Source organism: Pseudomonas sp. Irchel s3f19 (assembly GCF_900187555.1).
GTDB classification, from domain to species: domain Bacteria; phylum Pseudomonadota; class Gammaproteobacteria; order Pseudomonadales; family Pseudomonadaceae; genus Aquipseudomonas; species Aquipseudomonas capeferrum.
Map to the genome: position 1 here is coordinate 228,012 of NZ_FYDW01000003.1, position 15,258 is coordinate 243,269.

Annotated in this window: 10 protein-coding genes; 8 read left to right on the top strand and 2 right to left on the bottom strand. The window is 62.0% G+C overall.

Features of this window, described 5'->3' with window-relative positions:
• Positions 1-4,354, bottom strand: a 4,354-nt coding sequence (locus tag CKW22_RS27795; RefSeq protein ID WP_256577290.1) for an Ig-like domain-containing protein, incomplete at its 3' end; no start/stop codon positions are given.
• 186 nt (positions 4,355-4,540) lie between these two features.
• The gene (gene norR / locus CKW22_RS08945) at positions 4,541-6,091 is read right to left on the bottom strand and encodes a nitric oxide reductase transcriptional regulator NorR (protein ID WP_095064029.1); all 1,551 of its coding nucleotides are present in this window, start codon (positions 6,089-6,091) and stop codon (positions 4,541-4,543) included.
• 154 nt (positions 6,092-6,245) lie between these two features.
• On the opposite strand from norR, the gene hmpA reads away from it, so the two are divergent.
• The 8 genes from hmpA (at position 6,246) to alaC (ending at position 15,213) form a co-directional block, all read left to right on the top strand.
• Positions 6,246-7,424: an NO-inducible flavohemoprotein gene (gene hmpA / locus CKW22_RS08950; protein WP_095064030.1), complete on the top strand. Its 1,179-nt coding sequence runs from the start codon at positions 6,246-6,248 to the stop codon at positions 7,422-7,424.
• 353 nt (positions 7,425-7,777) lie between these two features.
• Positions 7,778-8,284 (top strand): disulfide bond formation protein B, encoded by a 507-nt coding sequence (locus tag CKW22_RS08955; RefSeq protein WP_033701229.1) that lies wholly within the window; start codon positions 7,778-7,780, stop codon positions 8,282-8,284.
• 558 nt (positions 8,285-8,842) lie between these two features.
• Complete coding sequence (gene cyoA / locus CKW22_RS08965) at positions 8,843-9,787, top strand: ubiquinol oxidase subunit II (RefSeq protein ID WP_012316183.1); 945 nt, start codon at positions 8,843-8,845, stop codon at positions 9,785-9,787.
• Positions 9,788-9,790: 3 nt separating this feature from the next.
• On the top strand, positions 9,791-11,809 hold the full coding sequence (gene cyoB, locus CKW22_RS08970; protein ID WP_033701227.1) for a cytochrome o ubiquinol oxidase subunit I: 2,019 nt from the start codon (positions 9,791-9,793) through the stop codon (positions 11,807-11,809).
• Between the two features lie 3 nt (positions 11,810-11,812).
• Positions 11,813-12,436 (top strand): cytochrome o ubiquinol oxidase subunit III, encoded by a 624-nt coding sequence (cyoC, locus tag CKW22_RS08975; RefSeq protein WP_033701226.1) that lies wholly within the window; start codon positions 11,813-11,815, stop codon positions 12,434-12,436.
• The gene (gene cyoD, locus CKW22_RS08980) at positions 12,436-12,768 is read left to right on the top strand and encodes a cytochrome o ubiquinol oxidase subunit IV (protein ID WP_033701225.1); all 333 of its coding nucleotides are present in this window, start codon (positions 12,436-12,438) and stop codon (positions 12,766-12,768) included. The genes cyoC and cyoD overlap by 1 nt, the downstream gene beginning before the upstream one ends.
• 11 nt (positions 12,769-12,779) lie before the next feature.
• Complete coding sequence (gene cyoE / locus CKW22_RS08985) at positions 12,780-13,667, top strand: heme o synthase (protein WP_047583869.1); 888 nt, start codon at positions 12,780-12,782, stop codon at positions 13,665-13,667.
• Positions 13,668-14,004: 337 nt separating this feature from the next.
• Entirely contained in the window at positions 14,005-15,213 is a 1,209-nt protein-coding gene (alaC, locus tag CKW22_RS08990; RefSeq protein ID WP_033701220.1) for an alanine transaminase, read from the top strand.
• Positions 15,214-15,258: the final 45 nt, after the last annotated feature.

Here is a 15,258-nt window from a genome sequence, read left to right on the forward strand (position 1 = left end):
CGCTCGGGCTGGCTGGCGCGGTGGTCTGTGGCACATCGTATTCAAAGGCAACCGAAGCGTTACCGCTCGGGTCGGTCTGCACCAGGCTCAAGTGTTCGCCAGGTTGTACGGCAGGGTCCAAGTCGATCAGGAACGTGCCGTTGGCCAATACCGTACCGGTGCCAATCACATTGCCATTGGCATCGCGCACTTCAACCGTGGCACCCGGCTCGCCACGACCACTTAAGGCCACGCCTCCGGCACCGACGACGATGTTGCTGACGGCAGCAGGCGGCGTAATGTCCGGGGCGTCGAATTGCAGCGGAGCCGAGCTGTTGCCAGCAGCATCCACCAGGCGGATATCCAGTGCCTCGCCGTTTGCTTGAGCGGGGGCGAGGGTGACACTGAACAGGCCATCTGCGCCCACCAGGCCGGTGCCGATCACCGTGCCCGCTGCGTCGCGAACTTGAACCGTAGCCCCTGGCTCGCCACGACCGGTAAGGGTCACGCCTTCGGCCAGGGCCAGGTCGGTCGGCTGCGCCGGTGGCAGCAGGTCTTGCGAAACGACCGAGCCCGGCTGCGAAACGTTGCCAGCGGCATCGGTCAGAGTCACTTGCAAGGTGCTGCCGTCGATCACGGCAGGGTCGAGCGCGATCACGAAGGTGCCATCTGCAGTCACGGTGCCGGTCGCCAGCACATTGCCGGCGGCATCACGCACCTGCACGGTAGTGCCCGCTTCGCCACGGCCAGTGAGTTGATGGCCCGCGAGGCCGATCACCAGATCAACAGGGGCATCAGGCGGCGTGGTATCACCGCCGTCGATGTCCGGTGCGGTGACGGAGCTGGTGGTAGAGGTATTGCCTGCGGCGTCGGTAGCGGTGGCTTGCAGCACTTCGCCATCGACTTGCGGTGGAGCGAGGGTGATGTTGAATACGCCAGTCGGGCCGACTAGGGCAGTGCCCAGCTCGGTGCCGTCGGCGGCAAGAATACGCACGGTGCTGCCGGGTTCGGCGCGGCCAGTGACGACAGTGCCGTCAGCGCTGACGGCCAGCTCACTCGGTGCGGCCGGCGCGGTGATGTCTGGCGCGGTGATCTGCGCAGGCAGGGACGACAGCCCCGTGTCATCAATGGCGACTACGTCCAGCAGTTCGCCGTTGGCCTGGGCCGGGTTGAGTTCGAGAGTGAAGGTGCCATCGGCACCGGCAATGGCGCTGCCGATCAGCGTGCCATTGGCATCGTGGACTTCCACACGGCTGCCGGCTGAGGCGGTACCGGTAAGGGTGGTGCCGTCGGCGTCGATGGCCAGGTCGCTCGGGCTGGCTGGCGCGGTGGTCTGTGGCACATCGTATTCAAAGGCAACCGAAGCGTTACCGCTCGGGTCGGTCTGCACCAGGCTCAAGTGTTCGCCAGGTTGTACGGCAGGGTCCAAGTCGATCAGGAACGTGCCGTTGGCCAATACGGTGCCGGTGCCAATCACATTGCCGTTGGCGTCGCGCACTTCAACCGTGGCACCCGGCTCACCGCGACCACTCAGGGCCACGCCTCCGGCACCGACGACGATGTTGCTGACGGCAGCAGGCGGCGTAATGTCCGGGGCATCGAACTGCAGCGGAGCGGAGGTATTGCCAGCGGCATCCACCTGGCGGATATCCAGTGCCTCGCCGTTTGCTTGAGCGGGGGCGAGGGTGACACTGAACAGGCCATCTGCGCCCACCAGGCCGGTGCCGATCACCGTGCCCGCTGCGTCGCGAACTTGAACCGTAGCCCCTGGCTCGCCACGACCGGTAAGGGTCACGCCTTCGGCCAGGGCCAGGTCGGTCGGCTGCGCCGGTGGCAGCAGGTCTTGCGAAACGACCGAGCCCGGCTGCGAAACGTTGCCAGCGGCATCGGTCAGAGTCACTTGCAAGGTGCTGCCGTCGATCACGGCAGGGTCGAGCGCGATCACGAAGGTGCCATCTGCACCGACGGTGCCGGTCGCCAGTACATTACCGGCAGCATCGCGCACCTGCACGGTAGTGCCCGCTTCGCCACGGCCAGTGAGTTGATGGCCCGCGAGGCCGATCACTAGATCAACAGGGGCGTCAGGCGGCGTGGTGTCGCCGCCGTCTATATCGGGTGCGGTGACGGAGCTGGCTGTCGAGGTATTGCCTGCGGCGTCCGTTGCGGTGGCTTGCAGTACTTCGCCATCGACTTGCGGTGGAGCGAGGGTGATGTTGAATACGCCAGTCGGGCCGACTAGGGCAGTGCCCAGTTCGGTGCCGTCGGCGGCAAGAATACGCACGGTGCTGCCGGGTTCGGCGCGGCCAGTGACGACAGTGCCGTCAGCGCTGACGGCCAGTTCACTCGGTGCGGTTGGAGCAGTGATGTCCGGCGCGGTGATCTGCGCAGGCAGGGACGACAACCCTGTGTCATCGATGGCGACCACGTCCAGCAGTTCGCCGTTGGCCTGTGCCGGGTTGAGTTCGAGAGTGAAGGTGCCATCGGCACCGGCAATGGCGCTGCCGATCAGCGTGCCATTGGCATCGTGGACTTCCACACGGCTGCCGGCTGGGGCGGTACCGGTAAGGGTGGTGCCGTCGGCATCGATGGCCAGGTCGCTCGGGCTGGCTGGCGCTGTTATCAGGGGCACATCGTATTCAAGGGCAACCGAAGCGTTACCGCTCGGGTCGGTCTGCACCAGGCTCAGGTGCTCGCCAGGTTGTACGGCAGGGTCGAGGTCGATCAGGAAGGTGCCGTTGGCCAATACGGTGCCGGTGCCAATCACATTGCCGTTGGCGTCGCGCACTTCAACCGTGGCACCCGGCTCGCCGCGACCACTTAAGGCCACGCCTCCGGCACCGACGACGATGTTGCTGACGGCAGCAGGCGGCGTAATGTCCGGGGCATCGAACTGCAGCGGAGCGGAGGTATTGCCAGCGGCATCCACCTGGCGGATATCCAGCGCCTCGCCATTGGCCTGAGTAGGGGACAGCGTCAGGCTGAAGCTACCGTCTGCACCCACCACGCCGGTACCGATCACGTTGCCTGCGGCGTCACGCACCTGAACCGTAGCCCCTGGCTCGCCACGACCGGTAAGGGTCACGCCTTCGGCCAGGGCCAGGTCGGTCGGTTGTGCCGGTGGCAGCAGGTCTTGCGAAGCGACTGAGCCAGGCTGCGAAACGTTGCCAGCGGCATCGGTCAGGGTGACCTGCAAGGTACTGCCGTCGATCACGGCAGGATCAAGCGCGATCACGAAAGTGCCGTCTGCACCCACAGTGCCCGTCGCCAGCACATTGCCGGCGGCGTCACGCACCTGCACCGTGGTGCCTGCTTCACCGCGGCCGCTGAGTTGCCGCCCGGCCAGGGCGATCAGCAGGTCGGTTGGCGCATCCGGCGGGGTAGTGTCGGGCGGTGTTTCGACATCCGGGGCCGTGATACCGGCGGCTGGCGAAGTGTTGCCAGCCGCATCCTGGGCGGTCACTTCCAGGGCCTGGCCATCAGTCTGCGGAGGCTGCAAAGCAATGCTGAATTGCCCGTCGGCACCGGCCACCGCGCTGCCCAGCAGCACGCCACCGGCGCCCCGCACCGCTACCGTGGAGCCGGGCTCGGCACGGCCGGTGAGGGTTGTACCCTGTTCATTGATGGCAAGCTCGGTCGGCGCTACGGGGGCTGTTGCATCCGGGGCGGTAACACTGCCTGGGGCCGAGACATTGCCAGCGCCATCGGTCAGGGTGACTTGAAGGTTCTCGCTGTTGATCTGCGGGGGGGTAAGCGACACATTGAAACTGCCATCGGCACCCACCGTGCCGCTGCCGATCAGGTTGCCCGAAGCGTCGCGAATGTTCACCGTGGTGCCTGCTTCGCCACGCCCGGTCAGGCGCAGGCCATCGGGGGACACCAGCAGGTCGATGGGCGTGGCAGGGGCGGTGGTATCGCCTGGGTCCGAGCTGCCGCTGCTGCCACCGCCACTGTTGTCTGCAGCGGCCGCCGCGCCGCCGATACCCAGCAGGCTGAGCCCGGCAATCGCCCAGGTGGGCATCTCGCTACCGGCCACACCGATACCCGCGACCAGTTCATCCAGCGACGCCACTTCGTCGAAGGTAAAACCGGTGAATGCCGCTGCATCGTAGTTCGCATGCCACAGGGTGCCGTCTTCACCGACGAAGACGATGTCGCTGCCGACCCCCGCCTGATCCACGGCGAAGAAGTTGCCGATAGTGACCTTCTCGCCCGACTTCAAGGTGACGATCAGGTCTTGCCCGCGCTGGGTTACGGTTGCCACTTTATCGGGAGAAACCGGCATCTGCACGACGCCTGGCCCGTTGAGACTGACATTGCCCCAGGCACTCTGGGTGGCGACTGCGGATTGCTTATCGGCGACGACGATGTTGTCCATGGATGCTCCCTGCTGGTGTGCGGCTACACTGGCTCGACTTCGCGACCCAGGGCCGGCGCAACGTGAAAGAACGTGTTGCGCGCAGCCTCGACCATGACGGCCGTGATACCGGTGGTTAGGGAGATATAGCAGCCCAGCAGGAAGCAACCAGATGGCTTTCTGGGTTAATCCTTTGGTAGATAGCCCTCAGCGAAGCCCCAGCCGACGCGCCAGCCGACTGAGGTTGGCGCGGTCCAGGCCCAGTTCGCGCGCAGCGGCGGCCCAGTTTTCTGCATGCCGTTGCAGGCAGTTTTCGATGACCTGGCGTTGATAGTCATCCATGGCTTCACGCAGCCCACCCTCGGGCAAAGACGCCGCTTGCAGCGGGGTGGGTGAGGGCAGGGGGTGCAACGCGGGGGCGACACGCAAGTCCAGGTCGATGGCACCCAGGGTGAGGATGCGTGGCCGGTCAGGGTGCTGGCCCAGCGCCTTGAGTGCCGAGCGACCGATCAGGTGTTCCAGCTCACGCACGTTGCCTGGCCAGTCGTAGGCCAGCAGCGCGGCCTGGGCTTCGCTGCTCAGGCGCAGGCTGTTCAGGCCCAGGCGCGAACGGTTCTGTTCGAGGAAATAGCCCGCCAATAGCAGCACATCACGCCCACGTTCACGCAGCGGCGGCACGTGCAGCGGGTACACACTCAGGCGATGGTAGAAGTCGGCGCGGTAGTTGCCGTCGCGTACTTCTGTTGCCAGGTCACGGTTGGTGGCAGCGATCAGGCGCACGTCGACCCGGTGCTCACGGTCCGACCCCAGGCGTTGCAGTTGGCCACTCTGCAGCACCCGCAGCAGCTTGGCTTGCACCATCAGTGGCAGTTCACCGACTTCATCAAGGAACAGCGTGCCGCCATTGGCCAGCTCGAACTTGCCAAGGCGTTCGCCATGGGCGCCGGTGAAGGCGCCGCGCACGTGGCCGAACAGTTCGCTTTCCACCAAGGTGTCGGGCAATGCGGCGCAGTTGAGGCTGACCAGGGGCTTGTCGGCACGGTTGCTGGCCTGGTGCAGGGCTTGGGCCACCAGCTCTTTGCCGACGCCGGTCTCACCGGTGATCAGCACGGTCAGTTCGCTGCCGCCGACCAGGCGTATCTCCTCTTCCAGGCGTTTGTGCGCGGCGCTCTGGCCAATCAGCTGCTTGTCTTGGGTGCTGGCCTGGCGGTAGATCTCGGCGCGGTGGTGTTCGTCTTCTGCGCGCAGGGCCAGGTGTTCGATGCGCTCGGCCACCGTCACCGTGGCGGCGGCCAGGCTGGCGAAGGCCTGCAGGGCATCCAGTTCCAGGCTCTGGAACTGCCCTGGGGTGAGTGCGTCGAGGGTCAGCAGGCCCCACGGGCGTTCATCGACCATCAAGGGGCAGCCCATGCAGTCATGCACTTCAAGGTCGGCATCGGCGGCGGTGACCAGGCCGTCGTAGGGGTCGGGCAGTTCCGAATCGCTGGGGAAGCGAGTGGGTTGCGGGCGGCTCAACAAGACCTGGAAGCGCGGGTGCTCGTTGACCTTGAAGCGTCGGCCCAGGGTATCGGCGCTCAGCCCGTCCACTGCCAGAGGCACCAGCCACTCACCGTCCAGGCGCAGCAGCGCGGCAGCGTCGCAAGGCAACAGCCCACGCATGGCCTGAAGCAGTCGACGGTAACGTTCGTGGTCGCTCAGGTCGCGGGACAGGTCGCTGACCAGGGGGAGGAGGGCGGTGAGCAGGGGCTTTGCAGTCATAAGGACTCCTATTGGTCATTATGACTATACGCCGACCTAGGTCATTATGACATGGCCTGCGTCAACCCACTGATTTTGCTAGCGATAAAAGTTGGCACGATTGGTGAAATGCCTAATGCAATCATTTCAAGCCACAGGCTCAGGAGTCGTTGCAATGCTCAATGCCGAACAACGTGCAATCATCAAGGCCACCGTACCCCTGCTGGAAAGCGGCGGCGAAGCACTGACCACCCACTTCTACAAGATGATGCTCAACGAGTACCCGCAAGTACGCCCGCTGTTCAACCAGGCCCACCAGGCCAGCGGCGACCAGCCACGTGCGTTGGCCAACGGCGTGTTGATGTATGCCCGCCACATCGACCAGCTCGAACAGCTCGGTGGCCTGGTCGGGCAGATCATCAACAAGCACGTCGCGCTGCAGATCCTCCCGGAGCACTACCCGATCGTCGGCAGCTGCCTGCTGCGTGCCATCGAAGAAGTGCTCGGCAAGGAAATCGCCACCCCTGAAGTGATCGCTGCCTGGGGCGCCGCGTATGGCCAGTTGGCCGACATCCTCATCGGCGCCGAAGAAAGCCTCTATAAAGAGAAGGAACAAGCCGCCGGTGGCTGGCGCGGTACCCGCGCGTTTCGCCTGGTACGCCGCGAGCAGGAGAGCAGCGAGATCGTCTCGTTCTACTTTGCGCCGGTGGATGGCAAGCCGGTGCTCAAAGCCGAGCCAGGGCAGTACATTGGCCTGCAGTTGTTCATTGACGGTGCAGAGCTGCGTCGCAACTACTCCTTGTCGGCCCTGTGCGACGGCAAGCAATACCGCATCAGCGTCAAGCGCGAAGCCGGTGGCAAGGTCTCCAATTACCTGCATGACGAACTGGTCGTGGGCGAGACGTTGCAACTGTTCCCGCCAGCGGGCGATTTTACCCTGGCCGCCAGCGACAAGCCGCTGGTGCTGATCAGTGGTGGTGTGGGTATCACCCCGACCCTGGCGATGCTTGAAGCGGCGCTTGCGACCCAGCGCCCGGTGCATTTCATCCACTGCGCGCGCAACGGTGCCGTGCACGCCTTCCGTGACTGGATCGATGGGCTGGCCGAGCGCCACCCACAGCTCAAGCGCTTCTATTGCTACGCAGAGCAGGATGCCGACGACCAGGCCGATGCAGTGGGCCTGCTGAGCCAGGAGCTGTTGGCGCAGTGGCTGGGGCGTGAGCGTGACGTGGATGCCTACTTCCTCGGGCCCAAGGGCTTCATGGCAGTGATCAAACGTCACCTCAAGGGCCTGGGCGTGCCTGAACAGCAGAGCCGCTACGAGTTCTTCGGGCCGGCGGCGGCGCTGGAGTAACCTGCGCCTATTGTGGGTAGGCGCCCGACAAGGCCGTGCCTACCCAGAGCACCTCATCTATATAAAGGAGAGATGAAACAGGCCCCGAACCTTTCATCTTTAATCCTCCTTTAATCACGGTATCCTTCACTCCCGGGTGTCGAGGGGCTTGCCCCTGTGCGGCACCCGGGTAGCCGCTTTTTTGCCGTGGCGCGTTGAACCGACGTCGCCAAGGCCGGTCTCAGCCATCTCCGGATAACCCGCGCAGTGCCATCACGCCGCCACCTCGGCACGCTCAAAAGGCCCTGCCCAGCGTGTAGAATTGCGCACAGGCAGGCGGACCACGCGGCCACTATCCATCGAAGGAATCGGCAATGAACGAACAAACATCGCGCCTGAATCGGGAACGGCGCTTTCTGGTGCTGCTAGGGCTGATCTGCCTGTCGCTGATCGGTGGCGCCCTCTATATGCAAGTGGTGCTGGGCGAGGCGCCTTGCCCGCTGTGCATCCTGCAGCGTTATGCCCTTCTGTTTATCGCCGTGTTCGCCTTCATCGCCGCCGCGATGCCGGGGCGCCGCAGCCTGACCTTGTTCGAAGGCCTGGTGGTGCTCAGCGCGGTGGGCGGAATCGTTGCGGCCGGCAACCATGTGTATATACTCGCCAACCCCATGGTCAGTTGCGGCATCGATACCCTGCAGCCAATCGTCGATGACCTGCCCCTGGCCAAGCTGTGGCCACTGGCGTTCCAGGTCGACGGCTTCTGCAGCACGCCGTACCCACCGATCCTCGGTCTGTCGCTGGCGCAATGGGCACTGGTCGCGTTCGTGCTCACCGCCATTCTGGTACCGCTGGGTATCTACCGCAACCGACGTCAGTCTTAGACAAAAGTCCCGAATTGTGTGAGGTCTTTTGCACCGTGTGAGATGCGCAGAAAGTTGCTCCCCGCTTGATCCAGATCAATCACGAAGCCTTGTAGAATGCGGCTTTGAGGGCTACCGGGCGGGGTGCGACAAACTGTCGCGAAGTTGATTCTTCGGGGTGCATTGTTACGTATTCTGTAAAAGACTGTTGCTCAATAAGTCATAGTCAAGGGTTGGCGACCTATCTACAATCGCCCCCAATTTCCGTTCGGCACTGCTTGCGAGTCGCAGGATTGAAGGAAGCCCCAGCGCTCCCTTTTGCTGACTTCGTCAAGTTTCGCCCAGCGGCGATACCGAGCGGACACCCCTCCGCGTTTTCCCGCACCAAATGGACTTGGTCTGAAGTACAGGCCTGTTGCCTACGAAACCATAAGCACCGCTAACACGCTTGAGCCAAGGTCCTGCAGTCGGACCCCAGGCAGGAGCGAGTACGGGCGCGAAATGCCTCACTTGGCAGGACGAAGTGTTGGCTACCAAAACACAAATTGCATTGAAGCAAGCTGATCTAGAGGTCGTGAGATGAGTAAAAAGCGTTACCCCAGACTGTTTGGCATATTGCCCTTTTTAGGCATGCTTTTACTCAGTGGGTGCAACTGGACCCTGCTCGACCCGAAAGGTCAGGTCGGCATTGAGCAAAAGAACCTCATCCTCATCGCTACCGGCCTGATGCTGCTGGTGGTGATTCCGGTCATCATCATGACCGTGGCGTTCGCCTGGAAGTACCGTGCTTCCAACAAGGCTGCGACCTACACGCCTGACTGGTCGCACTCGACCAAGATCGAGGCTGCGGTGTGGATCATCCCGATCCTGATCATCATCGCGCTGGGTTATGTCACCTACAAGTCCACCCACAAGCTGGACCCGTATCGTCCGCTGGATTCGGACGTCAAGCCGATCCAGATCGACGTGGTCGCACTGGACTGGAAGTGGCTGTTCATCTACCCGGAGCAGGGCATCGCGACGGTCAACAAGATCAACTTCCCGGCTAACACTCCGGTCAACTTCCGCGTCACCTCCGACGCCGTGATGAACTCGTTCTTCATCCCGGGCCTGGGCGGCCAGATCTACGCCATGGCCGGCATGACCACCAAGCTGCACCTGATCGCCAACGAGAACGGTGTGTTTGACGGTATCAGCGCCAACTACAGCGGTGCTGGCTTCACCGGCATGAAATTCAAGGCTACTGCCACTTCCCAGGAAGACTTCGACAAGTGGGTCGCCGAAGTGAAGCAGTCGCCTCTGAAACTGGGCAAGGCCGAGTACGAAGCACTGGCCAAACCTAGCGAATACAACCCAGTCGCGCTGTACAGCGAGGCGCCAGCGGAGCTGTTCCAGACCATCGTCGACAAGTACGAAGGCATGAACCGCGGCAAGCCGGTCCACGAAGAAGCAGGCAGCAAAGATCTGGCCACCACCACGGGTGTGGAATCGAGTACGCAACCAGCTGCCGGTGCAGAGGAGTAAGAGATGTTCGGTAAATTAAGCCTGGAGGCGATACCCTATCACGAGCCGATAGTCATGGTGACGCTTGCCATGATCGCGCTCGGCGGTATCGCTGTCGTCGGCCTTATCACCTATTTCCGCAAGTGGACCTACTTGTGGACCGAGTGGCTGACCACGGTCGACCACAAGAAAATCGGGGTGATGTACATCATCGTCGCGATGATCATGCTGCTGCGCGGCTTTGCCGACGCCATCATGATGCGTACACAGCTCGCTGCTGCTACCGGCGGCTCCGAAGGCTACCTGCCGCCTGAACACTATGACCAGATCTTCACCGCTCACGGTGTGATCATGATCATCTTCATGGCGATGCCGTTCTTCACCGGCCTGATGAACCTTGCGGTTCCTCTGCAGATCGGTGCACGTGACGTTGCCTTCCCGTTCCTGAACTCCCTGAGCTTCTACCTGCTGCTGGCAGGCGTGCTGCTGGTCAACATCTCCCTGGGCGTCGGCGAATTCGCCAAGACCGGTTGGGTTGCCTATCCGCCGCTCGCGGGCATTCAGTACAGCCCTGGAGTGGGTGTCGACTACTACATCTGGGCGCTACAGCTCTCCGGATTGGGTACGACGCTTACCGGTGTGAACTTCCTCGTCACCGTGATGAAGATGCGCGCACCTGGCATGAAACTGATGGACATGCCGATCTTCACCTGGACCTGCACCTGGGCCAACGTGCTGATCGTTGCTTCCTTCCCGATTCTGACCGCTGCACTCGCTCTGCTGACTGTTGACCGTTATCTGGACTTCCATATTTTCACCAACGAGCTTGGTGGGAACCCGATGATGTACGTCAACCTGTTCTGGGCGTGGGGTCACCCTGAGGTTTACATCCTGATTCTGCCGGCCTTCGGCGTGTTCTCGGAAGTGACTTCGACCTTCTCCGGCAAGCGTCTGTTTGGCCACCACTCGATGATCTACGCATCGGGCGCAATCGCCATCCTGGGCTTCGCGGTATGGCTGCACCACTTCTTCACCATGGGTGCCGGCGCCAGCGTCAACACCTTCTTCGGCCTGGCGACGATGCTGATCTCCATTCCGACGGGTGTGAAGTTGTTCAACTGGCTGTTCACCATGTACCAGGGCCGTGTGCGCTTCACCGCGCCGATGCTGTGGACCCTGGGCTTCATGATCACCTTCTCCATCGGTGGCATGACCGGCGTTCTGCTGGCAGTACCAGGTGCCGACTTCGTTCTGCACAACAGCCTGTTCGTAATTGCTCACTTCCACAACGTGATCATCGGTGGTGCGGTATTCGGCTACATCGCCGGCTTCGCCTACTGGTTCCCGAAAGCCTTCGGTTTCACCCTGAACGAGAAGTGGGGCAAAGCTGCCTTCTGGTTCTGGATCTCGGGCTTCTACGTTGCGTTCATGCCGCTGTACGCCCTGGGCTTCATGGGCATGACCCGTCGTCTGAACCACTCCGACAACCCACTGTGGGAACCCTACCTGTACGTAGCCGTTGTCGGCGCCGTGCTGATCCTGTTCGGTATCGCTTGCCAGCTGATCCAGCTCTACGTTTCGGTCCGCGACCGCAACCAGAACCTGGACGTGACCGGCGACCCATGGGGCGGTCGTACCCTGGAATGGTCGACTTCGTCGCCACCTCCGTTCTACAACTTCGCCCACATGCCTGAGCAGGTTGGTCTGGATGCATGGCATGAATCCAAGGAAACCGGCGTTGCCTACAAGCCGGCGACCAAGTTCGACGCCATCCACATGCCGAGCAACACCTCTACCGGTTTGTTCATGGGCCTGTTCCTGACCGTCTTCGGCTTTGCCTTCATCTGGCACATCTGGTGGCTGGTTGGCGCAAGCCTGGTTGCAACCATCGCTGTCTTCGTTCGCCACGCCGCGCGTGACGACCAAGGCTTCATGGTTCCGGCCGAAGAAGTGGCGCGCATCGAAGGCGAGCGCATGAAAGCGCTGGCCAAAGCAGGTGCTCTGCCTGCCGGCGCACGTGTCGAATCGTTTGAGCGGGTGTAATCAATGTCCAGTCAAGTAATGCACGGCGCTGCTCATGGTCACGACCATGGGCATGACGACCACCACCACGACTCGGGCCAGATGACCGTACTCGGTTTCTGGCTGTACCTGATGACCGACTGCATCCTGTTTGCGTCGCTCTTCGCCACCTACGCGGTGCTGTCCGGCAGTTTTGCCGGCGGCCCGTCGGGTCATGACATCTTCCAGCTCGATTTCGTGCTGGTAGAAACCGCGTTCCTGCTGCTGTCCTCGATCACCTTCGGCTTCGCCATGCTGAAGATGTTCGCTGGCAATAAAGCAGGTGTACTGGGCTGGTTGGCTGTGACCTTCCTGTTCGGTGCAGGCTTCATCGCGATGGAAATCTATGAATTCCATCACCTGATCGCCGAGGGCTTCGGCCCGCAGCGCAGTGGCTTCCTGTCGGCGTTCTTCGCGCTGGTCGGTACCCACGGCCTGCACGTGACTGCCGGCCTGATCTGGATGGCAATCATGATGTACCAGATCAACAAGCACGGCATCACGCCGACCGCCAAGACCCGCATGAGCTGCCTGAGCCTGTTCTGGCACTTCCTGGACGTGGTCTGGATCTGCGTATTCACCGTCGTTTACCTGCTGGGGGTTCTGTAATGGCTAACGCACACGACACTCATCACGAAGGTAATCACGGTAGCGTGAAGTCCTACATGGTCGGCTTTGTTCTGTCGATCATCCTGACCGCGATCCCGTTCGGCCTGGTGATGTTCCCAAGCCTGCCGAAGAACCTGACCGTCCTGGTCGTGGTGGCCATGGCCGTCATCCAGGTGGTAGTGCACCTTGTGTACTTCCTGCACATGGACCGCTCGCAAGAGCAGCGTTCCAACGTGTCGACGTTCCTGTTCACCGCCATGGTAATTGCACTGCTGGTCGGCCTGTCGCTGTGGATCATGTTCAACATCCACATCGAAATGATGGCCAAGTGAGGTAAGACTGCATGTCCGTTAAGCACTTTATCCAAATCACCAAACCGGGGATCATTTTCGGTAACGTGCTTTCCGTGGCAGGCGGATTCTTCCTTGCCGCGAAGGGCCATGTGGACTTCGCCCTGTTCCTGGCGGTGGTGGTTGGTACTTCCCTGGTGGTGGCGTCCGGTTGTGTGTTCAACAACTGCATCGACCGCGACATCGACATCAAGATGGAACGTACCAAGAACCGCGTCATGGTCCAGGGCGGCATGTCGCTGACCCTCGCGCTGATCTACGCCACCCTGCTTGGGGTGGCGGGTTTCAGCCTGCTGTATGTCCAGGCCAACCCACTGTCGGCGTTCTGTGCGCTGATCGGTTTCATCGTCTACGTCGGTTTCTACAGCCTCTGGCTGAAGCGTAAATCGGTGCACGGCACGTTGGTCGGCAGCCTGTCCGGTGCCATGCCTCCTGTGATCGGCTACTGCGCCGTCAGCAACAGCTTCGACCTGGCTGCAGTGACCCTGCTGGTGATGTTCAGCCTGTGGCAGATGCCGCACAGCTTCGCGATCGCCATCTTCCGCTTCAAGGATTACAGCGCTGCCAACATCCCGGTTCTGCCGGTGGCGCGCGGCATTCTTGCTGCCAAGAAGCAAATCGTGCTTTACGTGCTGGCCTTCGTGCTCGCGACCCTGATGCTTACCCTCGGCGGTTACGCCGGCCTCGGCTACATGGCCGTGGCGGCAGCCATGGGCCTGTACTGGCTGTATATGGCCTGGGGTGGCTACAAGGCCGAGGACGACAGCAAGTGGGCCCGCAAGGTGTTTGGCTTCTCCATCCTCACCGTTACCGCCCTGAGCGTGATGATGTCGGTGGACAGCCAGACCGCTGCGGACGTGCTGATGACCTACGCACGCTGATACCGCTGCCTGTTACACGAAAACCCCGGCCATGTGCCGGGGTTTTTTTATGGGTGTTCTCCTGTGCCGGCCTCTTCGCGGGGCAAGCCCGCTCCCACAGGTGTAGGGCAAGTCCCAATGCCTGTGTATAACCCTGTGGGAGCGGGCTTGCCCCGCGAAGAGGCCGGCCCTGAAAACATAAAATTCTAATTTTCAAAAAATACATCTGAAAAAATATAATAAAACAGGAAATTGTCCTTTACAGGTATCCTGTTTCGGCACTATCTTCTGATCCAGGCCGCTATATCGGCCAACGTCGCTCGGACGGTTCCGGGCGCTTACGTCTGCAGAGGAAACCATGGCCAACCCAGGTTTGCCGCGCCGCTTCGCGCGCATCGATCGTCTCCCCCCTTACGTCTTCAACATCACTGCCGAGCTCAAGATGGCCGCCCGCCGCCGTGGCGAAGACATCATCGACCTGAGCATGGGCAACCCCGATGGCGCCACCCCGCCGCACATCGTCGAGAAGCTGGTGCAGGTCGCCCAGCGCGAAGACACCCACGGCTACTCCACCTCCCGCGGCATCCCACGCCTGCGTCGGGCCATCTCCAACTGGTACAAGGAGCGCTACGAGGTCGACATCGACCCGGAAAGCGAAGCCATCGTCACCATCGGCTCCAAGGAAGGCCTGGCCCACCTGATGCTCGCCACCCTCGACCAGGGCGACACAGTGCTGGTACCCAACCCCAGCTACCCGATCCATATCTATGGTGCAGTGATAGCCGGTGCCCAGGTGCGCTCGGTGCCACTGGTGCCGGGTGTGGATTTTTTCAATGAGCTCGAACGGGCCATTCGCGAGTCCATCCCCAAGCCGAAGATGATGATCCTCGGCTTCCCGTCCAACCCCACCGCGCAGTGCGTCGAGCTGGACTTCTTCGAGCGGGTGGTGGCCCTGGCCAAGCAGTATGACGTGCTGGTGGTGCATGACCTGGCCTACGCCGATATCGTCTACGACGGTTGGAAAGCGCCGTCGATCATGCAGGTGCCCGGGGCCAAAGACATCGCGGTGGAGTTCTTCACCTTGTCCAAAAGCTACAACATGGCCGGCTGGCGTATCGGCTTCATGGTGGGTAACCCAGAGCTGGTCAATGCCCTGGCACGCATCAAGAGCTACCACGACTACGGCACCTTCACGCCCTTGCAGGTGGCCGCCATCGCCGCGCTGGAAGGTGACCAACAGTGCGTGCGGGACATCGCCGAGCAGTACCGTCAGCGCCGTAACCTGCTGGTGAAGGGCTTGCACGAGCTGGGTTGGATGGTCGAGAACCCCAAGGCGTCGATGTACGTCTGGGCGAAGATTCCGCCGGAGTATGCGCACCTGGGCTCGCTGGAGTTTTCCAAGAAGCTGCTGGCCGAGGCCAAGGTCTGCGTGTCGCCAGGTATTGGCTTTGGTGATTACGGCGACGACCACGTGCGCTTTGCTCTGATCGAGAACCAGGACCGTATTCGCCAGGCGATCCGCGGTATCCGCCAGATGTTCAGGGCCGACGGCCTGACCCACAAGTAAACCGCGCGGGGCCGCAACGCGGCCCCCATTGGGCAGGAGGTTGGC

Coding starts and splice junctions, on each gene's coding strand:
- alaC (WP_033701220.1), top strand. CDS start 14,005: ATGGCCAACCCAGGTTTGCCGCGCCGCTTCGCGCGCATCGATCGTCTC.
- CKW22_RS08955 (WP_033701229.1), top strand. CDS start 7,778: ATGAACGAACAAACATCGCGCCTGAATCGGGAACGGCGCTTTCTGGTG.
- cyoC (WP_033701226.1), top strand. CDS start 11,813: ATGTCCAGTCAAGTAATGCACGGCGCTGCTCATGGTCACGACCATGGG.
- cyoA (WP_012316183.1), top strand. CDS start 8,843: ATGAGTAAAAAGCGTTACCCCAGACTGTTTGGCATATTGCCCTTTTTA.
- hmpA (WP_095064030.1), top strand. CDS start 6,246: ATGCTCAATGCCGAACAACGTGCAATCATCAAGGCCACCGTACCCCTG.
- cyoD (WP_033701225.1), top strand. CDS start 12,436: ATGGCTAACGCACACGACACTCATCACGAAGGTAATCACGGTAGCGTG.
- cyoB (WP_033701227.1), top strand. CDS start 9,791: ATGTTCGGTAAATTAAGCCTGGAGGCGATACCCTATCACGAGCCGATA.
- cyoE (WP_047583869.1), top strand. CDS start 12,780: ATGTCCGTTAAGCACTTTATCCAAATCACCAAACCGGGGATCATTTTC.
- norR (WP_095064029.1), bottom strand. CDS start 6,091: ATGACTGCAAAGCCCCTGCTCACCGCCCTCCTCCCCCTGGTCAGCGAC.